The 21,518-nt window shown below is 35.3% G+C and carries 19 protein-coding genes and 1 pseudogene; 4 read left to right on the forward strand and 16 right to left on the reverse strand.

What is annotated here, in order from left to right:
- The first annotated feature begins 132 nt into the window (after window positions 1–132).
- Window positions 133–774, forward strand: a complete 642-nt coding sequence (gene hxlA, locus LC095_RS06025) for a 3-hexulose-6-phosphate synthase (RefSeq protein WP_226527302.1) — start codon at window positions 133–135, stop codon at window positions 772–774.
- A gap of 15 nt (window positions 775–789) precedes the next feature.
- Entirely contained in the window at window positions 790–1,347 is a 558-nt protein-coding gene (hxlB, locus tag LC095_RS06030) for a 6-phospho-3-hexuloisomerase (protein ID WP_226527303.1), read from the forward strand.
- A 482-nt stretch (window positions 1,348–1,829) separates the two neighbouring features.
- On the opposite strand, the gene LC095_RS06035 is transcribed toward hxlB, so the two are convergent.
- Window positions 1,830–2,162 (reverse strand): hypothetical protein, encoded by a 333-nt coding sequence (locus LC095_RS06035; protein WP_226527304.1) that lies wholly within the window; start codon window positions 2,160–2,162, stop codon window positions 1,830–1,832.
- Window positions 2,163–2,481: 319 nt separating this feature from the next.
- A complete protein-coding gene (locus LC095_RS06040) occupies window positions 2,482–2,721 on the reverse strand; it encodes a helix-turn-helix domain-containing protein (protein WP_226527305.1) in 240 nt (79 codons plus the stop codon).
- 142 nt (window positions 2,722–2,863) lie between these two features.
- On the opposite strand from LC095_RS06040, the pseudogene LC095_RS06045 reads away from it, so the two are divergent.
- Together LC095_RS06045 and LC095_RS06050 are read left to right on the forward strand one after the other, a co-directional pair.
- Window positions 2,864–3,645 (forward strand): annotated as a pseudogene (locus LC095_RS06045) (IS3 family transposase); the annotation flags it as partial.
- Window positions 3,646–4,122: 477 nt separating this feature from the next.
- A complete protein-coding gene (locus tag LC095_RS06050; protein WP_226527306.1) occupies window positions 4,123–4,350 on the forward strand; it encodes a hypothetical protein in 228 nt (75 codons plus the stop codon).
- Here the strand turns inward: LC095_RS06050 and LC095_RS06055 are convergent.
- The 14 genes from LC095_RS06055 to LC095_RS06120 all read right to left on the reverse strand — a co-directional run bounded on the left by LC095_RS06055 (window position 4,343) and on the right by LC095_RS06120 (window position 21,512).
- Window positions 4,343–5,440, reverse strand: coding sequence for a GerAB/ArcD/ProY family transporter (locus tag LC095_RS06055; protein ID WP_226527307.1), 1,098 nt, complete (start codon window positions 5,438–5,440; stop codon window positions 4,343–4,345). The genes LC095_RS06050 and LC095_RS06055 overlap by 8 nt on opposite strands.
- Before the next feature lie 32 nt (window positions 5,441–5,472).
- Window positions 5,473–6,687, reverse strand: a complete 1,215-nt coding sequence (locus LC095_RS06060) for a Ger(x)C family spore germination protein (protein ID WP_226527308.1) — start codon at window positions 6,685–6,687, stop codon at window positions 5,473–5,475.
- A gap of 2 nt (window positions 6,688–6,689) precedes the next feature.
- Window positions 6,690–8,285, reverse strand: coding sequence for a spore germination protein (locus LC095_RS06065; RefSeq protein WP_226527309.1), 1,596 nt, complete (start codon window positions 8,283–8,285; stop codon window positions 6,690–6,692).
- Between the two features lie 469 nt (window positions 8,286–8,754).
- Window positions 8,755–9,972, reverse strand: coding sequence for a cytochrome P450 (locus LC095_RS06070; RefSeq protein ID WP_226527310.1), 1,218 nt, complete (start codon window positions 9,970–9,972; stop codon window positions 8,755–8,757).
- Window positions 9,973–10,016: 44 nt separating this feature from the next.
- The gene (gene bioD / locus LC095_RS06075) at window positions 10,017–10,715 is read right to left on the reverse strand and encodes a dethiobiotin synthase (protein ID WP_226527311.1); all 699 of its coding nucleotides are present in this window, start codon (window positions 10,713–10,715) and stop codon (window positions 10,017–10,019) included.
- Window positions 10,712–11,851, reverse strand: a complete 1,140-nt coding sequence (gene bioF / locus LC095_RS06080; RefSeq protein WP_226527312.1) for an 8-amino-7-oxononanoate synthase — start codon at window positions 11,849–11,851, stop codon at window positions 10,712–10,714. Before bioF ends, bioD begins: the two co-directional genes overlap by 4 nt.
- Window positions 11,845–13,185 (reverse strand): adenosylmethionine--8-amino-7-oxononanoate transaminase, encoded by a 1,341-nt coding sequence (gene bioA, locus LC095_RS06085; protein WP_226527313.1) that lies wholly within the window; start codon window positions 13,183–13,185, stop codon window positions 11,845–11,847. Before bioA ends, bioF begins: the two co-directional genes overlap by 7 nt.
- Window positions 13,166–13,951, reverse strand: a complete 786-nt coding sequence (bioW, locus tag LC095_RS06090; protein ID WP_226527314.1) for a 6-carboxyhexanoate--CoA ligase — start codon at window positions 13,949–13,951, stop codon at window positions 13,166–13,168. The genes bioA and bioW overlap by 20 nt, the downstream gene beginning before the upstream one ends.
- Before the next feature lie 456 nt (window positions 13,952–14,407).
- On the reverse strand, window positions 14,408–15,142 hold the full coding sequence (gene tatC, locus LC095_RS06095; RefSeq protein WP_413467461.1) for a twin-arginine translocase subunit TatC: 735 nt from the start codon (window positions 15,140–15,142) through the stop codon (window positions 14,408–14,410).
- A gap of 76 nt (window positions 15,143–15,218) precedes the next feature.
- Window positions 15,219–15,407 carry a twin-arginine translocase TatA/TatE family subunit gene (tatA, locus tag LC095_RS06100; protein WP_226527316.1) on the reverse strand — a complete coding sequence of 63 codons (189 nt, stop codon included), beginning with the start codon at window positions 15,405–15,407 and terminating at the stop codon, window positions 15,219–15,221.
- A gap of 182 nt (window positions 15,408–15,589) precedes the next feature.
- Entirely contained in the window at window positions 15,590–16,816 is a 1,227-nt protein-coding gene (locus LC095_RS06105; RefSeq protein WP_226527317.1) for a NosD domain-containing protein, read from the reverse strand.
- A 279-nt stretch (window positions 16,817–17,095) separates the two neighbouring features.
- On the reverse strand, window positions 17,096–18,640 hold the full coding sequence (locus LC095_RS06110; RefSeq protein ID WP_226527318.1) for a response regulator: 1,545 nt from the start codon (window positions 18,638–18,640) through the stop codon (window positions 17,096–17,098).
- Between the two features lie 17 nt (window positions 18,641–18,657).
- Window positions 18,658–20,385 carry a sensor histidine kinase gene (locus LC095_RS06115; RefSeq protein ID WP_226527319.1) on the reverse strand — a complete coding sequence of 576 codons (1,728 nt, stop codon included), beginning with the start codon at window positions 20,383–20,385 and terminating at the stop codon, window positions 18,658–18,660.
- 239 nt (window positions 20,386–20,624) lie between these two features.
- A complete protein-coding gene (locus LC095_RS06120) occupies window positions 20,625–21,512 on the reverse strand; it encodes a carbohydrate ABC transporter permease (protein ID WP_226527320.1) in 888 nt (295 codons plus the stop codon).
- Window positions 21,513–21,518 lie beyond the last annotated feature (6 nt).

Here is a 21,518-nt window from a genome sequence, read left to right on the forward strand (position 1 = left end):
ACGCACTTTAACAATAAGTATATTTTTAGACACTATATGATTTAAAAGTGCGTACTTTTTTTTTTTGATAATTCAAATATAATCAAAATTGCAAGAAGATTCAAACAACCAAATATTAAAGGAGGAATAGTAATGGAATTACAACTAGCATTAGATTTAGTAAATATTGAAGAGGCAAAGCAAGTAGTAGGTGAAGTTCAAGACTATATTGATATCGTGGAAATTGGTACTCCAGTAGTCATTAATGAAGGACTACGAGCTGTAAAAGAAGTAAAAGAAGCCTTCCCTTCTCTTACTGTTTTAGCAGATTTAAAAGTAATGGATGCTGGTGGCTACGAAGTTATGAAGGCCTCTGAAGCAGGTGCGGGAATTGTCACGATTCTTGGTGCTACAGATGATGCAACAATTAAAGGTGCGGTTGAAGAAGCGAAAAAACATGGAACAAAAATCTTAGTTGACATGATTAATGTAAAAGATATTGAACAACGAGCCCAAGAAATTGATGTCCTTGGTGTTGACTATATTTGTGTACATACAGGATATGACCTGCAAGCGGCAGGAGAAAATTCCTTTGAGCAATTACGCACAATCAAACGTGTTGTTTCAAATGCAAAGACTGCTGTAGCTGGAGGAATTAAATTAGAAACACTTCCTGAAGTTATTGCAGCTCAACCTGATTTAGTTATTGTTGGCGGCGGAATTACAGGTAAGGATGATAAAAAAGCAGTCGCAGCTGAAATGCAAAAATTAGTAAAAGAAGCCGCTTTAGTTTAATAAAAGGGCTTGCATATGGAAATATCTTATTATCTATCACAGGTACTACAAGAATTAAACAATTCTGTTCATTATATAACTGATGCTGATGCTGAAGATCTTGTTGAAGCAATTATATCTTCGAAAAAAGTATTTGTTACAGGTGCGGGACGTTCAGGTTTTATGGGGAAGTCATTTGCCATGAGAATGATGCATATGGGGATCGATTCATATGTTGTTGGTGAAACAGTTACTGCTAATATCACGGAAAATGATTTACTTATTATTGCTTCAGGCTCAGGTGAAACAAAGAGCTTAGTTTCAATGGCTGAGAAAGCAAAAGGTTATGGGGCCAAAGTGGCTGTTGTAACAATTAATCCTGAATCCACAATTGGAAAGCTAGCTGATATTGTTTTAAAAATTCCCGGTTCTCCTAAAGATCAGGAAACCAGTAAGTATCAAACCATTCAACCCATGGCATCACTTTTTGAACAAACATTGTTACTGTTTTTTGATTCTTTAGTCTTAAGATATATTGAATTGGAAGGGTTAAACACTAATTCTATGTTTAGTAGACATGCTAACTTGGAATAATAGTATGAATTGCAGAAAGGTATTATTAAATACCTTTCTGCTTATGAATTTTTCTTATAATATCCATGTTTCTCTTCTATAACTTTGTTTAACCCTTTCAAGTGCCCAAAACTTCTCTTTTTTTCAATTCCACTTACTGAATGTTTCTAGTACTAAGTTCAGCATCAATATATAAAAAGTTTGAGAGGTGATCTACATACTAAACTAGATAAACTTATGTCGAATTTCTCTTACTATTAATCTAAAAATATAAAGGAGTTGTTCATCTTGTCAGGGGTTATACATAAATCAATGGTATTGCTTAGTTTATTGATGCCTAGTGATAAAAGACTGATTGGAGTAGAACTTAAATAAGTAGAGAGAGAAATTAACCTCCCAGTTCAAACTGTACATCGATAACTAAATTATTTATGTTGAGGTAAGATTTGTTGTTTAAAACAAGGAAACTCGTATAAAAAACTTCTAACTCTTCCACAATATTTTTAAGCATTGTTAAAATAAGAAACAATGTGAAAAAGGTAAGCCATGTTAATATCCTTAATTCGAATTGGATCCATATTATCTTGAGGAACTGTTTTCTTTGTCCACAGAAACTCAGTATAGAGATAATTTTGGGTACTATAAAGTGTAAAAAGGAAGCCTTTATCCCAGTCAAAATCAGCTAAAGTGTTAATACTGATTTCAGTATTATTTACATCTTCTACTATAGAATATATGGAATTTCCTAGCTCAACATTATGGGGAGCTCTATTAAAAATATTATATCCTGTTAGTAATACTAGTAGAAGAAGAAAGCAAAAAATAAGTTTCCTCAAATTAAATCACCCTTCTTCTTTAAAGATACCCTCTAAGAACTTTTATTCTTTTGTAATCTCATTATACTTTAACATATATATCCAATTTTGAGTTTGAAGGTTTTTTATATTTGCCCTGCCCTAGAAAAAATCAGCGATATCATTTATTAAAGAACAAATAAAGAGCGCTCATCCCTGTTTGAGCTGAACCCAAAAAGTTAAACACTTATTTTAAGCAGGCATGTAACTTTTTTAAATATGCATTCTCCATACGTAATCGCTCATTTTCAGCCTCTAACGCCTCTTTTGATCCTTTATCGGCTTATTTTTCTTTGATTTTTTATCCATGTTCGATAGCCCCTTTTTTCTTTGATTTAAGGGCGTCAATTCCACCAGTCTCGAATTGATTTCTCCATTTTCGAACTAAACCTGGAGAAGAGATGTTAGAGATCGCAGCTGTTTTATTAGGAGACGTCCCATTGTTATTCATATAGTTTAGTACGTCTAGTTTAAACTGAGCTGAATAACTTGTATAGGACTTTTCAGATAACACTTCCATGCCATGTTCCTTATATTGCATAACCCAATTTCTTATTACACTGTCTGATGTACCAATAGATGTCGCGATCTCATTATAACTCTCATTGAATCGGCTACACTGAACTAGACAGAAAAATTAAGGTCAAGTAGACTACAGATACTATACTTGAGGAGAATCTACGATGACTAAAAGAGAACGTCGAACATTTACTGCAGAATTTAAACAACAGATCGTGCAGCTTTATAACAGTGGCAAACCAAGAAAAGAGATTATCCGTGAATATGATCTAACTCCTTCTTCTTTAGATAAATGGGTAAGTCAAAGTCAAACCTCCGGTTCTTTTAAAGAAAAAAACAATTTAACTGCCGAACAAAAGGAACTAGCTGAACTTAGAAAACGGAATAAGCAACTAGAGATGGAAAACGACATTTTAAAGCAAGCCGCGTTTATACTAGGACGAAAGTAAATGTGATAAAGAATAATCAACACAAATACTCGATATCAGCAATGTGTGAAGTCCTTCAAATCCCTAGAAGCACCTATTATTATGAAGCAAAAGAGCGTCAGGCAGAGGATGACATCACATCCGATATTAGAGAGCTTTTCCATTCAAGTTATCAAAACTATGGAACTCGTAAAATAAAAGAGGAATTGATGAAGCTCGGCAAGATCGTTTCTAGACGTTGGATCGGGCGAATTATGACCGAGCAGGGTCTGGTATCTACTTATATTCTTTCTCAATTCAAACCACATTCCAGTGGCACGAATGAATCAGAACAAAAAAATGAACTTGATCGTAAATTTATACAAGAAGAAGCATTATCAGTTGTAGTAAGTGATTTAACATATGTCAGAGTCAATAAAAAATGGCAGTACATATGTGTATTTGTTGATCTCTTTAACCGTGAAATTATCGGCTATAGTGTCGGTCGTAATAAAAATGCCCTGTTGGTATACCGTAGTATATAAAAATATATATTAAAGAGGGAGATTTTCTGTGCATTTAGTTATTATGACTACAGGGGAAAATTCAGTTTTTTTGTAGGCTTTTTCCGATAAAGTTGGGAAATGTTTTAACGTGTTTTGCAAAAATAAATGTAATTATTTATTAGCCCGATACTCTTTAATTCTGAATCGCTCAACTTTCTCTTCCTTTTAATTTGGTAAATTATTTCTGGGTTCAATCCTTTATAGTACGACAATGGTATCTTTTTGATTTCTGATACAACCATCCAAGCTGTGAAAATTCAAAAGGGCTAATCAGTCGACTGAACATCCCATATTTTTGACTATTTCTTGTAATATTGATCCCGGTCTTGCATGAAACCTGTAAATAGCTGAATGAAGTCTACAATGAAATAGATCGCCACTATAACAGGATAAATGTTACAACTATAACAAATAATAAGATCCATACTATGAAAGATAGGAGGAATTGAATTGAAGTTGCTTGGTGTAGTAGTCTTCATTTTTTTCTTAACAATTTTAACAAATGTAGCCATTGATCTTTTAGCAGGCTATACACTTTTGAAATCATTAAACACCATTTTAAAAACGTTTACTATTATTGGGGCTGGGGAATATCTCATGTTAATCTTTCTTGTTTGCATTATTATTGGTAATCAAATCTTCTTGCACTTTAAAAAAGAATCAAAGAAAATTAATTAGTTTTCTTCATACGCTTTCGAATCATTGAAACAATTAACATAAGTATTGGTAAATACAAAAACATTGGATAAACTACTCGATTTAGGCCCCTAAACCCCTCATTTAGATATGATGAAAAATTGGTCGCTATTGTCATTGCTGAAAAGATCATAATCCCCCCGAAGGGAAACAAAATTTGCTGATGATTTTTTAGCTTAAACAAATCTACAATACCTATGACAGCTCCATACATAAAAATCGATGCTTTAAAAAAAACGGTGATTAACATGGTAAACACAACAATAACATCAAGCCTTTGAATAAATTCAAGCAGATTTACTTTTCCTATTGTGGCTAAAGTAGGGAACGTGGTTCTCTCCATAACATCCACACCTAAAATCGCAATATTTAAACTTGCGGTCCAACTTAAAGCAAGACCACTTAATAATAAGGCAGACACCCACACTTTTTTTACTGTTCCAGACTTATTTAAATATGGAAGTAGCATTGTAAAAACAACCATTTCCCCAAATGGCCAATGGGTTACTTCTCTAAAAGCAGTAGATAGTATCGGCTTCCACCCATTCTCTAGAAAGGGTCTCAAATTGTGGAACTCAAAATTTCCAGAAACAAGGACAAAAAAGTTTCCAGCAGCTCCTAAAAAAATTAAAATGACAAAAAATACTTCAGCTGTTCTTGCTAAGACTTCAACTCCTTGATAAAGAACATAACATATGACAAGCACGAATGAGAGTTGGATTGCTAATAGCGGTGTTTCAGTCATGGTGGATGCAACAAGCAATTCGCTGAAGTCCCGCACCTGCCGTGTTGTAATGTGTATAAAATATAAGACATACAATAAGCCGATGATCCACCCTACATACTTACCTAATATTTCCCTCGCATATCCGGTAATAGGTAGATTGGGATAATGGCAAAATAATCGATAATAAATAAAAAATGCGACAAATCCTGCAGACATTCCGATTAGGATGGCTAACCAAGCATCTTTTTTTGCTCCTACTGCATAATTCACAACAACGGATGTCCCTAAGTTAAACATAAACATCATAGCGAATAGTTGAATTCCGTTAACTTTGGCTTTCTCCATCACTAGCACCCCCTTTCCGGCCTAAATTAGTCTCATTTTATATATGATTTTATTTTCATTCCAGTTCGTCGGATCGTTGCATTCACTACTACGTTCACTTCAGACTCAGGAAATATTTCTTCTTCCCAGTTATTCTTTATTTTTTTCCAATACGCTTTGTCCTCAATGTTGATATACTCCCCAAATCCAAAAACATCACTTTTATCCTCTTGTACGGTTTTTATTGTCGTTAGAACCTCGTCTTTAATTTCATTTTCTAGCTGCTTTTCTAACTTATTAATAGTCTCATCCTTATCAAGTTCTATAGAACATTGCGTTTCTGATACAGCACCTTCTGCATTTATTTTAATCGTAATAACTGGTTTATCTTTTTTGACCTTAACCTTTATAGTTGATTCTGCACGTCCAATATCAATTGAAAGTGCATCTTTTTTTTCACCGCAATCAAGATTCATCACGGTTTTTTCTATTTCATTATTGACCCACACCACACCCCGGGCCGGATCTCCTTCCAACCATTTTTGCAGCTTACCGTCCTTGATAATGGCAAGTCCTTTTATTTCTAACTTCGTGCTCGGGGAAATATCTTGCATATTCGCTGTTTGATTTCCCTTTTCTACTTTTCCATTAACCTCGATCCCTGTAATGGCTACACTTCCTTCCCCCAATTTTTTAATCGCTTGATCAGCTCGAGTACTTGGATACTCTCCCCACATCTCTTTAGTAGATTGCAAACTCCCTTCGATTTTTGCTGAAGGTATTGGTCTTAATGAAGTAGAGACTTTTAAAGCATCTTCTGCTGTATGACCTTTTACGATTAAAACTGGAAAGAGTACCCGGAATTTCGGATCACGTTCAATCACATCAAATATCTCTACCATTCCCTCTTTGGCCAATTCCTCACCAATTAACATGATTTGAATATGTGGAAAAAAAAGCTCTGCTGGTGCCTCATTTGAAATTTTCCTTAATGCTTCCTTTAATGTACTGCCTGTTTCTGAAAATGTTGTCACTGGTGAAGATTGTACATTACCACCTAGTTGTCCACCTGAGACGATACTAGGATTAATAATTTGCACAGTTGTACGATATCTATTTTCGGGATCGTCACCTCCCTTATCCACTCCAATGCCGGATATAATACTAAAATCCTGTAATTCATTACTATCCCAGCATCCTGATAAGAAGAGAATGAACAAAATACATAGAAGAATCCTATATAACTTCTGAATCAGTAAAATATCCATGATTATTCATTTCCTTCTCCGAATGGTCCGTCATTTTGAGACTCCATCCTATTCGTTTTCTTTTGACTAATCAGCCGTGGACGTTTTTTCATAAATGGCTTTGGAATGCGCAAAATTGCATCTTTTTGATCCGCAACAATCAAGGGAGCAAAGGGAGCTAAATAAGGGATACCAAACGAACGCAAGCTAACTGTATGACTAACCAACAATATGACACCTAATCCAATCCCGTAAAGTCCAAATGTACTGGCCAAAAGCATCATAATAAAACGGAGCAAACGGACTGCATCTGTCATTGAATAATGAGGGATGGTAAAACTTGCAATGGCTGTTGCCGCTACTACAATCACCATTGCACTAGAAACAATTCCAGCAGAAACAGCTGCTTCCCCTAATACTAATGCACCTACGATTGATACCGCCTGGCCAACAGGACGAGGCATCCTGATCCCTGCTTCCCGCAATACCTCAAATGTAAATTCCATTAATAACGCCTCAATAATGACCGGAAAAGGAATTGCCTGACGCTGCGCAGCAAGATTAATAAGTAAAGGTGTTGGAATTAGCTCTGGATGAAAAGAAATAAATGCAATAAATAATGATGGTCCTAAAAGCGTTATTAGGAAAGAAATAATTCGAATGAACCTCAAAAAAACACTAATATTCCATCGTAAATAATAATCTTCAGCCGTTTGAAAAAATTGATTCCATGTAGCTGGAACAATTAAAGGTATAGGTGTTCCATCTACAAAAATAGCGATCCGTCCCTCTAACAAATTACCAGAAACCACATCAGGTCGTTCAGTTGTCATGATGGTGGGCCATGGTGTTAAGATATCATCAGCAATCCATTCTTCAATGGTATTTGACCCTTGAATTTCATCTACGTCGATCTTGTCTAACCGTTCCCTTACTTCATTAATAAGTTTTTCATTTGCAATCCCGTTTATATACATAACACCTATATCAGTTTGTGTGATCTTTCCAAGTTTCCTTGTTTCAAGCCAAACATTTGGGCTTTTTATTCGACGGCGAATCAACGAGGTATTTGTAATTAACGACTCTGTAAAACTTTCTTTAGGTCCTCGCACTGAATTTTCTGTCGTTGGCTCTTGTATTGACCTAATTTCTCCACCTTGTGAAGCACAGGCAAAAGCCTTATTCCATCTATCAATAAGCACGATTGTTTGACCAGTTAATAATAGAGATAAAAGCTTTTTTAAATCTATTGCGACTTCAACATGTGTTACTGTCAAAAGATGATCTTTTACATAAGCACCTATCAGATCTGGGGGCCACTCCCCCTCTTTATTATCAACAACATTAATGTCAGCCATGAGCTTTTCTATAACTAAATTTCCCATCAGATCTTTATCCGTTAATCCATTTAAATAAATTGTTGCAACCTTTTGGATGAGTGGTTTTCCCATTTCAAATTCCCGTATAATTAAATCACCACTATGACCCATTACTTCTCTAACTTTCCCTATATTATCCTCTAAAGAAGGACTGAGATCGTATTCAATCGAGGAAGAATCTGTTTCATCATTAAATACATTTTGTGTTTTCTTCTTGAACATACGGCCCCATGTATTCATTTTCATTACACTCCAAATTTTTAACTGCAGTAATTATTTAATAGAGTTTCCATTTTTATTTCATTCATGCATCTTTTTCCAAGAATTGTTAAAGGTAAACAGTTCAAAAGCAAAAGGATTTGGACACAAAAAATGAAATCAAACAGTTTTTAGAATTAGTAACTAAGAAAAGGCTTCAATCCTTTACCTATCAAGGCATTGAAAGGCATTGAAGCCTCTCACTCTATTGATCTAAGAAGGATTTGCCCTCAAACCCTTTCCTATCAAATGGGATCGGGATAAAAATGGTTATACAACTCAAATTGGACCTGAATCCCGATAATAATACATTGGGATTAGGCCCTAGAATTGTTAGATAAAGGTGATTATGTTGTATAAACAAACCAGCTTATAACGTCCAGTTATTAACTGGTTTGTTGTCATATCCTAGCTATGATATGATTTCTTATGCACGCCCGTAAGCTATTAACTAATCAAAAACAACATACAGTTCTTTCAGTGACCTAAATCCAATTAATTTTCTCCATTGCCAATTATCTGTAGCTAGTCGGAAGTTAGGCAGCTGTTGCAAAAGTCCCTGAATGGCAATTTGTGCTTCAATACGTGCTAATGAAGCACCTAGACAAAAGTGCGGGCCATGGCCAAAGGCAAGATGAGGATTTGGGTTGCGCGTTATATCAAGCAAATGCGCATGATTGAATTTATTCGGATCACGATTAGCAGCACCTAGGAATAGATAGACATGCTCCCCTTTCTTAATCGTTGTTTGCTCAAGTTCAATATCTTCGGATGCTATTCGTGCAGTCATCTGGGTTGGGCTCTCATAACGCAAAAACTCCTCAACTGCCACTTTGATAAGCTCGGGTTCTTCCTTTAATTTTATTAGTTGTTCAGGATGTTGTAATAAGGTGAGGATGGAATTACTAATAAGGTTTACTGTAGTCTCATGGCCGGCAATGACAAGTAAAATACATGTTGAAAGTAATTCCTCTCTTGTTAACTTGCCCCCGTCTGTAACATCCTTACTTAATAGGCTAATGAGATCATCTTTTGGTTTAAGCAATCGCATTTCTATAAGCTTATTAAAATAGGCTGATGCCTTGATCATTGAATCATTTCCTGTTCGTAACCCTTCTCTTGAACGGGTAAAATCAACTGTTTGAATTAAGCTTGAAGCTAGATCTCTAAATTGATTTCGTTCTTCTGCAGGTACTCCGAGTATTTTGGCTATAATGAGGCTTGCTAATGGAAAAGCATACTCTGAAACAAGGTCGACTCTTTTCCTTTTTTTAATGCTATCAAGTAAATCTAGAACCGCTTCTCTTATATAAGGTCGAAAATACTCCACAGCATTAGATGTAAACCCATTGCTAATCAACCTTCTTAACCGCATATGGTCAGGTTGATTCTTAAATAGCACCATATCATTCTGTATGTTTTTCAACTGCTCATATTTCTTTGTAGATTGAGGCAGGGGGATCCGATTTTCAAATCTGGAATCCTTAAGAATCATAAGTACCTCATTATATCCGGTTACATACCAGCCCGGATATTTTAATAAACTCCCTCTGCATATTGGATGCACGGAACGTAGCTTATCGTAAAATGGATAGGGTTTGCTTAAAAATTCTGTAGAAGTAAAGGAAAATGGAATGGCAGTTCCTTCTGCTTGCTTTTGATTTAACATGTTCTCTATCTGTCCCCTCTACCTTTCTTTGTATCTATCAAATTTCACCTCAGTCTTAACCAATTGCTAAGTAATGAGATGTCTATGTTATCCAGTACCATTTTAAGTATGCCTTCCTTTGTGATCTCTTTTAGTTTAGGTGTGATGCCTAGAATAGGCACATTGCATACATCTGCTATCACATTCGGATTTGTTTTTTCTGCAAGATCTGGTTGATCGCTTAGGCCATTAATCACAATTCCAGCAACCTCAATCCCCATGCTTTTTGCATATTGAACTGTAAGAAACGTATGATTGATCGTCCCAAGATTCGGTCGTGCTACTATCACAATTGGCATCTGCAAGGCTTTTATTAAATGACTAACTAAAAAACGATCACCTAGCGGAACTGCAATACCGCCAGCACCTTCTACGATGAAATAATCGTGTTTCCCTTCTATCCCTTCCCAATGATTTACCACCTCTTCAAGCCCAACTGTTTTTCCTTCAAGCCTTCCTGCAACAGAAGGGGCAAGCGGCTGAGCAAATTCAAATGGAGTAATCTCCTTATGAGATAAAGAGGATTTTGACATTTGCAACAGTAAACTTGTATCACTTTGCGGATGTGAACGGGAGATCCCGCTTAATAATGGTTTAAAAACTCCAACATCCATCCCGTTCTCTATAAATGCAGCAGCTAGTCCACATGCTATAACGGTTTTTCCCACTCCTGTATCTGTTCCTGTAACAAAGAAACCCTTCATTTAATTATATTCAACTCTTTTCCTACTAAATTAAATGTCTCCAGCAAATAATTAATTTCATTCGTACCATGCTCTGTAGTGACTGTTAACCGAATACGACTTTCACCAAATGCTACAGTTGGTGGACGGATAGCAGGTGCAAATATTCCTTTTTCCAGCAGCTTTTCTGCAAATATCGCAGTCTTTTGCGTTTCACCAACCATAACTGGAATAATCGGTGTATCAGCTCCTTTTACTGAAAAGCCCATTTCTTTAAGTTCTTTCTTAATTTGTAAAACATGTGATCGCAGCTGTTGGCGCTTTTCTTTGCTTTGCTCAATGATCCCCAAGGCAGTATATGAAGCCGCACAATTGGCAGGGGGTATCGCTGTTTGAAAAATAAACGTTCGGGCGTGATTGACAAGAAAATCAATGAAAGTTTTAGAACCGGCGACAAAACCTCCTTCTGATCCAATTGCTTTGCTTAATGTTCCAATGACCACATCAGGCATTACCCCGAAATACTCGCTTGTCCCCCTGCCGCTTTCGCCTAAAACCCCTGTACCATGTGCATCGTCAACAATCACACAGGCTTGATAGCTTTTTGCAAGTGCCATGATTTTATCCAAAGGTGCAATCGTACCATCCATACTGAATACTCCATCTGTTACAATAAATCGACGTTTGTAAGATGCTGCTTCTTTCAATTTTTCTTCAAGATTATCCAGATCAACATGTTTATAGATAACGGTGTCAGCTTTTGATAGGCGGCAGCCATCAATAATACTGGCATGATTTAATTCGTCGCTTATTAGGACGTCCCCTTTTTCCGGCAGTGATGACAGAACACCGATATTAGCTAAATAACCACTTGAAAATAAAAGAGCTGCTTCCGTTTGCTTGAAGCCTGCAATACGTTTTTCAAGTTTTTCATGCCACTCAGAATTACCCGTTGTAAGTCTTGATCCACTGCTTCCAACGCCCAAGTCATCAAGTGTCCTTTTTGCTGCAGAAATCAATCGTTTATCTTTTGCCAATCCTAAATAATCATTTGAAGAAAAGACACTTTGATTATTTATTGTTCGTAAATGCCGAGACAATCCAGCCTCTTTCATTCTGTCTAACCGCTTATTTAACCATCTATCATCGTTTAGCATGTGGTTACCTCATTTATTGCATTTTTCATGATCGTGACCATTGCTTTTAGCTCACTGTTTGAACTAACAAGCGGTGGCATAAATACGATCACATCACCTATTGGTCTCGTGAGCATGCCAAGCTCTCTCATTTTTAATGAAACGTGATATCCCATGCGTTTTTCGGCAGGAAAAGGTTTTTTTGTTTCCTTAGATTGAACAAGCTCAATTCCACACATAAAACCCAGCTGTCTGATCTCTCCAACATGAGGGTGTGAATCCAGCCCTAGTAGGAGAAAATGGAGATCCTTTGATTTTCCGGATACCTGTTCAACAATTTTTTCTGATTCAAACAAACGTAAATTTTCCAGTGCTGCGGCACAGCCAAGCTGATTTCCCGTATAGGAATGGCCATGAAAAAAGGTTTTGAGCTTTTTATAGTCATCATAAAATGCATTGTAAATTTTCTCTGTTGTAAATGTAACCGCAATTGGCAAATACCCACCTGTGATTCCCTTTCCAGCTGCCATTAAATCCGGTTGTACATGTTCATGTTCACATGCAAACATCTTCCCTGTGCGACCGAAGCCTGTGGCAACTTCATCCACAATCATCAGGACATCATATTTTGTACAAAGCTCCCGAGCACCGGCTAAAAAACCTTTTGGCATGACGATCATCCCGGCGGCTCCCTGTACCATCGATTCAATGGAAAGCGCGGCTATTTCTTGGTGCTTTTCAATCAGCAGCTGTTCAAGTGTATGTAAGCATTCATCTCGGCACTGTGAAGGATTGCCGCTTTCGGAGCGATATACGTAAGGAATAGGGGCCTTAAAACTTTCAAACATTAAAGCACCATATACATCATGGAAAAGTGAGATTGAGCCTACACTTACAGCACCAATCGTATCGCCATGATATCCATTTTGCATCGAGATAAACTTTTTCTTCTCAGGCTTCCCTATGTTTTTCCAATATTGAAAAGCCATTTTCAGCGCAATTTCCATTGCTTCTGCACCGCTATCTGAATAAAAAACTCGGGTCAACTTCTCAGGAGTTAGTTCAATTAGCTTTTCAGCAAGTTCTGTTGCAGGAACATTTGTCATACCTAATAATGTGGAATGGGCAATTTTTTCAAGCTGTTTCTTAATCGCTTCATCTAATTCTTTCTTACGATGACCATGTACATTAAGCCAAACTGAAGAGAAGCCATCATAATATTCCTTGCCATAAATGTCTTTTACTTTTATTCCATTGCCACTCTCGATAATCAATGGGTGTTCATCATAATCCTTCATTTGAGTGAAAGGCAGCCATAGATATTTTTTACTTTTTTCAATCAATTTCTGTGTCATTCTCTTCCTCCCATTCAATAAAAACCGGCTGTTTTTCTAAATAATTTATGTAGGAGTTTACATCTTCTAATTTATTAACAAAGAATATTCGACAGCCCTGTTCATCACCGTATTCTTTTAACTTTGTGATTCGTTGATATCCCATTTTTTTACTTGCAACATATCCTGTTATATATTCAGGATCATCTGACCAGCATAATTCCGCGACAGTAGCATGGTGCTCACTTACCTTTGATGCAAGTACCAGTGCCTCTTTTAATCTGGAATGCTGCGGAAATTGATAATGGGTAGCCCATTTTTTAAAGTTGTTATCAAGCCAATCCATTCTTGAAACACGTACACCTTTAGCATTTCTCTCGTCAATTCGTTTACCTGAATAAATATCGATTATCATTGCCCCTCTGAAGCCTAAACAATTCGTTAGCTGCTCTAATGCTTGGTGGATGATCTTTTTCGGGACACCTGCCTTTTCCAAAAGGAAACAAGCTAGTTCTCTTCCATTTTCGACTGTTTCCACTACATTTGTTTTAACGTTTAACGGCAGTAGGCGTTTTATCTGCTCATTTAATAACTCAAACTGTATTTGCATAAAATCGGGTTTTCCTCTTGAATGAGTTAGCCCCTTATTCAAGAGAACATTCACTGCTTGTTGAAGATCGCTATTAGTTGAAAGCAATTCACCGCCAGATATATGCTTTCCCCCATATCCATGCGCCCCTCCCTTTGATGCTCTCATTCTTACACTATAAACCTTATTATCTTGCATTTTTTATCCTCTTTCCTTCATTTGTTCAACAGAGTGATCCAGTATATAAATCGATATGTTAACTAGATTACTTTTTAAGTTAACAATAAAAATAGTAAAGTTGATTATTCATTCTGTCAATACGATATGTAACATTAGGTAAAAGGACTTATCAAACAACAAGCTGTGTTTTGAATGAAAGCAGGACTTGAATGGAAACCTGGACAAAAAAGAGATTGGGGATATAATTAGCTTTAAAAAATGAACGGTGAATTTTGAGGGACTCAAATTCACCGTTCTCTATTTTTTCGTGTAAAATCTTCTATTCTAACTTTATTCGATATTCATTTTCTTTTAGCAGCTGGCTGTGATTTTCTTGTTGCTGTTCTATGGGCACACGAATTTAGTCTGTTAAGCAAGCTTAAGGACATCTATAAGCTAATTCCTCACCTTATTTTAAGGAATCAGCTTTTATATTTAGTAAACAGATTCTTTGTATACCTCATTATTTTCTTCTTTAGTCCTTTGCTGTCTTTTATAAACTACTTTAGATAAGCTGATACTAATTTCATATAAGAGTAATAAAGGTATAACCACCAGGATATCTGAAAGAAAGTCTGGAGGCGTAATCGAAATTGAAACAAAAATTAACAGAAAGTATGCATATTTCCTAATTTTTTGCAAACGGTATGGATTGATAATTCCTAAACTTGTCAAAAACATAATGACAACGGGAAGTTCAAACAGAAATCCAAAAGGCAAAGTCATGTGAAGCAAAAATTTGAAATATTTCTCCGTTGTAAAGAAAGTAGTAAACATATCATTAGATAGCGACATTAAAAAATTTAGTACAAGAGGAAATAGAATAAAGTAACCAAAACTAATTCCTAATATGAATAGCATAAATAGTCCTGGAATATAAGCGATGGTAACTCTGCGTTCTTTTGTTGTTAACGCTGGACGTACATACAACCAAGCTTGGTGCGCAGCAACTGGTATAGTAGCTGTAATAGCAACAACGCTTGCAATCATTAAATAAACGAATAAGATATCACTCGGTCCTAACAGAGCCAGCTTAAATGGAAAGTCCTTAACTAACACACGATAAATATCTTGGACATATATAAATGCTAGGACTAAAGACAGCAGAAAGGCAACTATAGTGAGAATAATGCGTTTACGTAATTCTTCAAAGTGCTGAACTAAGCGCATGTTTTGATCTTCCAACCTAATCACTCCATGAAAAAGAAGATGTAAGACAGAACCTACATCTCCTATTATTATTTGGTTAGTTATCTTTCTTATTAGATGTTTCTGAATTTGAGTCATCTGTTACAAGATCTCTGGTAGACTTTTTAAATTCCCTTAATGTTGAGCCAAATGCTCTTCCAATTTCCGGTAACTTAGAAGGTCCGAAAATAATAAGGGCAATGATTAAAATTAGTATTAATCCTGGTCCGCCAATATTTTGAAGCATCATTTCCCCTCCTAATTTTTAAATAATTTTTTTTTACGCTTATAGTCATTTTTAGAATAGCTTCAGCAAAAAAATCAATATTCTTACCGAGTTTTTTAAATCCTTGATTCATTTTAATTACAGTTGTAAATCTCAGGCGAATTGTTGCCGTACCACAAATAGAGTCATAGAAGAGCAATAAATTACCAAACGATTGTTGTATTCGAACTAGCTTTATCTACCTCTAACGATGACGCAGAATGAACAATACGTGTATCCACACATGAACCATTGACTACAACTTTTCGATTCGAAGAAATACCATAAATCTTGGTATTAGTCACCCAGTTTCCATTACCACCCATAATTAGGATACGAGTGTTATTTTCTGGTTGAGCAGAATTGATTGTTGAAGCAGTGATATGATTATCATTTCCATTAACATGAACCAGTCCATAAAGACCATCACGCCCAATAGGGTCACTTTTCCAGTTACCTGCACCATCTCTGAGCGCTTGCACTTTCCCAGAAAACAAATTTCCATTTCCTTTAATAATAACTGCACCAGTGTAGTAGCTTTGGATATTATTTCCTGTAAAAGTACAATCATTGGCTCCTATAGCTTCTAAACATACATGTCCATCAGGATAGATGTTGTTGCCTACAATATTTGCCCAGTTAGGATTTTCTAAAAATACACTTTTCCCTAACGGTTGTGCTCCAAAGTAGTTATTGGCTATTAATAATTGCTGAGAAGCACCGACCGAAAGAAGTCCATTACGAACTTCTGAAATCCAACAGCCTCTTACTGTGCATGCGTCAGCTCCATTTAATCGTAAACCTGTATCTACATTGATAGTTGAAACACCAATAATTCGAACTGCATCATTATCATGGTCGATATTAACAGCAATTTGACCTTTATCTGTTCCACGACCTTGAATCAAAAAGCTTTCTAGTTGAATTGAAGATACTCGTAGTGCTCCAACGCGTCTTTCAGAAACGATAGCTGTTTGACAGTTATTACCTAATACAAGTTTACTTCCTCCACCTGGATGAGTTAGACCTGTTTGTTCTTCGGGGTCGATATTCGAACGTGTGCCTGCATTAACGCCTCTGATTGTCACATAAGAGCGATTAATTTTAATTGGAGAATGAATCCACATTTCTCCTGCTGGTAATTCAATGGCTCCTCCAAATGGAGGCATATTATTAATAAGGTTATTAATAATTGGTGCGTTGTCAAAATTGGGGTTATTTAACTGTGCTCCATAATCTACTGGGTAATAGATCGTTTCATTGGCAGCGCTTACCTTTGTTTCCTTAAAAGGAAAACCGCTTAAAAATGTTAATAACCCAACAGATAATCCTACTACAATGTTCCGTCGTTCTTTTGAATATGACTTTTTAGTAGATATATTTGTTTCCAAATTATCTCCCCCCAATGAATTTAATTAATATGAACGATTTTCATAGCAAGACAAATTTTGAAGATTAAATTGTTAACGCTTACAAAATTGTTACTGATCACCCCCCTTAAGACGTTCTATTATGAGTCATTTTCCATAAATATTTGCGTAATTCATTTTGATTAATCATGTTCACCTAAATACCAGAATTTAACCTAATAGTGTATAAGATTTGGATGGAATTTTAGAGTCAATTAGCTTGATATTCCATCTTTAAGTATAATTCGCTTCCATTTTAGTTCATTTCACAAGGTACTTTGATCGATACTGACTTGGTGTAATTCCCACATTTTTTTTGAACACTTGGTAAAAGTATTTTTGATTTTCATATCCTACTTGGAATGCTACGTCTGCCACCTTACAACTAGATGTTCTTAGCAGTTTTTTTGCATGATTGATTCTTGTTGAAGTAATATATTCAAAGATTGTTTTCCCAACAGACTTTGAGAACAAGCTACATAAATAGGAAGGGTTCTTATAAAAATGCTTACCTAAGTCTTCTAAAACAATAGGCTCCCGATAGTTAACATTTAGGTAATCTTTTATATCTAAGATAAGTTTTTCATTATAAGAAACTTTATGAGCATCTACTTTAGATTTAATTGAATATACTAACCTTCTTAACCACTCCCTTAATTCATCTAAAGAATTGAGTGTGTTTAATTGTTCGTAGACCTCATATCGTTCATCCAGAATATGATTAAGTTCAAATTCCTTCTCCACATACTCAAGCAAATGATTCACTAGTTTAGAACATAAATAAAAAGATTTTTTAGGTGGAAGTCTTGTTTGTTTAGCATAATCAATTACTTGATCAATTAATTGATCCATTTCAAAAAAATCATTTGAGTGTTTTAATGAAAAGTATTGTTCGATTTCTGAAATGATATTGGAATCAATTGTTGTATTTAACATCTCTATTTCACTGTAATACGTGATCTGTTGATTGGAATAGATACCAATCTTGGCAGACTCCTCCGCCTCTTTATATGACTGATTGATGTTTACTAGATTGGAATATGAATGGCTTATTCCTACTGACACATTGGCTTTCATTTGCTCTGGTATAACGTGAAATACATCTTCTAAAAAGGATGTCATCCTATAGGAATCAGAGGGAGCCATCAAAATAGCTAAGGATTGATCAATATGATACAGGAAGCATTTTATTTCTTTTTCAGTTAGTGCTTGATTAATGGTGAATCGTAGAGAATTGATTTCCTCATCATAGTGATGTTCATTTAATTCACCATTTCTTTTTTCAAAGATGACACAACAAAACTGTTTAAAATCGTTTGTCACTTCTGGTATAACGCTTTGATTGCCTAACATAATTTCAAGAAATTGCTTCTCTACCAAAGCCTCTTCATATCGCTTTTGTCGCTTATCGTAGAGCTTTTCCTCCTTCAGCTTTTTTATTTTACAAATGGCTTTTTCAATTGAAGCAATAATTTCATCCACTTCAATCGGTTTGACTAAATAGTCAAGTGCTTCAAGCTCTATCGCCCTTTTTGCATAATTAAATTCAGGATAGCCACTAATAATGATAAAGACAGTGTCGAGTTCAAGCTTTTTCACTTCATTGATTAAATTTAAGCCATTCATTTCGGGAATTCTTATGTCCTGCAAAACAATTTCTGGTTTTAAATCAATAATTTTTTGTAAGGCTTCTTTTCCATTTGAGGCGGATCCCACAATATCAATCTCATAATCCTTCCAATTAGTTGCATATGTTAAGCCTTCAACCACAATCTTCTCATCATCAACTATTAGAAGCTTATACATCTGTTTCACCACCTTTTCTAATCCTCGAGACCTACCTTTAGATACACAGTTGTACCCTTTCCACTTTCACTATTGATTTCTAACCCAAATCCCTCACCATACTGAAGCTTCAACCTTTCATTTATATTTTTTAATGCGTAACCCACCTTGTTATAATCAAATGTTTTACTGTCAAATCCCTTGCCAGTATCACTGATTTCAAAGAGTAGATAATAGCTTTCTTGATAGCCTTTAATCAGGATTGTTCCTTTCCCTAATTGTTCTAAGCCGTGATAGACAGCATTTTCTATAATTGGCTGAAGTAGTAGTTTTATCATTTTTCGTTCAAGTATGGAAGGTTCAACGTCAATATGATAAGTAATTTTATGATCGAAGCGAATGTTTTGAATGTCTAAATAACTCTTCACTTGATCTATCTCATTTTGAACAGTTGTAACATGGCCACCATCATTTAATGTTAACTTAAAGATTTTCGACAAACTGATGGCAATCTTAGCAATCGGCTTTGCTCTTATTTTTATCGCCATCCAGTAAATTGTATTTAACGTATTGTATAAAAAATGAGGGTTGATATGGCTTTGTAATGCCATAAGCTCAGCTTCTTTTTCTTTAATTTTTGATTCATATAGTTTAAATGTTAAGTCAATATTTCGATTATAAATTTCAACAAAACGGTCTCCAATCTTCCCTATTTCATCTTCTTTATTAAAATCGACTCCTGAAATGATTTCTCTCTTTTCCATTTTTTCTGTTACCAAGCGCAGCAACCCTAGCTGTTTCGTTATTTTTTTAGATAATGTGAATGCAAAAATAATGGAAATAATTAATCCAATAACTAGTAATGAAATCGTGATGATCCTTATTTTATTTACTTCTTGAACGACACTATTATATGGAATAATACTAACGACCTTCCATCCAGTTTTCTCATTTGTATGGTAGTTTAATAGATTTTTTGTGCCATTTATATACTTAATAATAGTACCTTGGTTTTCGGAACGATCAATAATATTCGCCAATTGTATAGAAGAGATTTGCATTGAATTCCTTGAATATATGATGTGATTACCGTCAAGAATGAGGATATTCCCTTTCGTCTTTACCTCATCAAACATCTTATTAAAAATTTGTGAATCAATGCTAATAAGTAAAACGCCCATTGATTCCTCTGTGCCTAGATTTTTTATCATTCTTCCGTAAATTAACGGTTGTTCATCTGCTGTAACTAGTCTCATTTGTTGACCATTAAACCATTGTCCCTTCCAAGGGCTATTTAATAGTTTATTATAAAAACTAGATTCCTTTATTAGTTGATATGCGTTACCATTTACTAGGCTTTCACCACGATTAACTTTTAATAAACCATGATGTTCATTTCCAATATAAATAGAGTTAATAAATGGTTTATTGACAACTGTGATGTTATTTAATGTATTCCTGGATGCTGTCTCAAGTCTAAAAAGTCTCGGTCCAACTTTGTTCATGGTTAAATATCCGTGAATATCATTTGATAAAAAGATACTATTCGATATATCTTCAATTTCCGTAATAAACGTATCAATATTCCAATCGGCAATCGTTAAAAAGTTTGTAATTGTTGATGAGACTTTGTTTTCAATGGCTTTATTAAATAGAATAAACGTAAAAGGACCAATAACAAGCAATGGAATTAATGTAGAGAATAATGCAAGAAGGATAATTTTTTGTTTAATAGGTGAGTCGGTTAATTTCAGTAATTTTAACATGGTTCTTCATTCTCCATTTAATAAACAGTTAGCAATAGAATAGATAACGTTTTCATTTTTCTCTGGATTTAGATATAGTTTCAAATACCTAACCTAGCTGACTCATATGATTAAATTTTTATAACCTTCTACTCTTATTTTTTCTTGAGAATCCTAATTTTTCAGCACATTTTTATTTGTACCATCGTTCTTTATGCCTTTTACTTTCATTTAATAAATAGCCCTTCATTTTACAAGATTTACTCCTTAACAGCCCCTAAAGTCATACCACTCACAATATAACGTTGGACGAATAAAGAAAAGATCATGACCGGAAAACTAAACGAAACAGCTGCAGCAGTCATTGGACCCAAATCAAGATTATAGGCAGTCAAAAATTCTGAAATACCAACTGTGGCCGTTTTTGCTTGAGTGCTCGTCATTAATAGGGAAAACAAAAAATCATTCCACGCTAACATAAATGTAAAAATCGCAGTTGTTGCTAAACCTGGTAAAGAAACAGGAAGAATGACCCGTATAAATGCACCAAGCCAGCCACATCCATCGATACGGGCTGCTTCATCAAACTCTTTTGGAACAGAATCAAAGAATCCGATCATAAGCCAAATCGCAAAAGGTACATTCACACTTGTATAAACTAAGACTAGGGCCAATTGAGTATCAATGAGACCCATGTCCTTTACTATCATATACATAGGAATCGCAATACTTATCATTGGAACCATTCTGATCACTAAAGTAAACAGTAAAAAATATTTTCCTGTAACAGAAGTAAACCTTGAAATGCCATAAGCTGCCATTGAACCTAATAACACACTAATAATTGTGCTAGCCCCAGCTGTGACTAAACTATTAGTAAAATATTTTCCGACAGGTAAGTAATCAAACATATTTCGGTAGTTTTCAATTGAGAATGTTGAGGGCCACAATGTAGGTGGTGCACTAACTGCTTCAGCTGAAGGTTTAAATGAAGTTAAAAGCAGATACACATACGGGCCAAGAAACAACATCGCTAGTAAACAAGTTAATGCGATTACAAATAGAAGCCATATCTTTTGCTTCCATTTCAGAAGATTTAAAGGCGTACGCTTCGCTAAGTCTGTTTTACTTATAGGTAATTCAGTCATAACTAT

This window comes from Metabacillus niabensis (genome assembly GCF_020524345.1).
Classification (GTDB): domain Bacteria; phylum Bacillota; class Bacilli; order Bacillales; family Bacillaceae; genus Metabacillus; species Metabacillus niabensis_B.

Bases quoted from the DNA above. Each gene is read 5' to 3' on its own strand.
- hxlA (WP_226527302.1), top strand. From the start codon at position 133: ATGGAATTACAACTAGCATTAGATTTAGTAAATATTGAAGAGGCAAAG.
- hxlB (WP_226527303.1), top strand. From the start codon at position 790: ATGGAAATATCTTATTATCTATCACAGGTACTACAAGAATTAAACAAT.
- LC095_RS06040 (WP_226527305.1), bottom strand. From the start codon at position 2,721: ATGCAATATAAGGAACATGGCATGGAAGTGTTATCTGAAAAGTCCTAT.
- LC095_RS06055 (WP_226527307.1), bottom strand. From the start codon at position 5,440: ATGGAGAAAGCCAAAGTTAACGGAATTCAACTATTCGCTATGATGTTT.
- LC095_RS06060 (WP_226527308.1), bottom strand. From the start codon at position 6,687: ATGGATATTTTACTGATTCAGAAGTTATATAGGATTCTTCTATGTATT.
- LC095_RS06065 (WP_226527309.1), bottom strand. From the start codon at position 8,285: ATGAATACATGGGGCCGTATGTTCAAGAAGAAAACACAAAATGTATTT.
- LC095_RS06070 (WP_226527310.1), bottom strand. From the start codon at position 9,972: ATGTTAAATCAAAAGCAAGCAGAAGGAACTGCCATTCCATTTTCCTTT.
- bioD (WP_226527311.1), bottom strand. From the start codon at position 10,715: ATGAAGGGTTTCTTTGTTACAGGAACAGATACAGGAGTGGGAAAAACC.
- bioF (WP_226527312.1), bottom strand. From the start codon at position 11,851: ATGCTAAACGATGATAGATGGTTAAATAAGCGGTTAGACAGAATGAAA.
- bioA (WP_226527313.1), bottom strand. From the start codon at position 13,185: ATGACACAGAAATTGATTGAAAAAAGTAAAAAATATCTATGGCTGCCT.
- bioW (WP_226527314.1), bottom strand. From the start codon at position 13,951: ATGCAAGATAATAAGGTTTATAGTGTAAGAATGAGAGCATCAAAGGGA.
- tatC (WP_413467461.1), bottom strand. From the start codon at position 15,142: ATGCGCTTAGTTCAGCACTTTGAAGAATTACGTAAACGCATTATTCTC.
- tatA (WP_226527316.1), bottom strand. From the start codon at position 15,407: ATGCTTCAAAATATTGGCGGACCAGGATTAATACTAATTTTAATCATT.
- LC095_RS06110 (WP_226527318.1), bottom strand. From the start codon at position 18,640: ATGTATAAGCTTCTAATAGTTGATGATGAGAAGATTGTGGTTGAAGGC.
- LC095_RS06115 (WP_226527319.1), bottom strand. From the start codon at position 20,385: ATGTTAAAATTACTGAAATTAACCGACTCACCTATTAAACAAAAAATT.
- LC095_RS06120 (WP_226527320.1), bottom strand. From the start codon at position 21,512: ATGACTGAATTACCTATAAGTAAAACAGACTTAGCGAAGCGTACGCCT.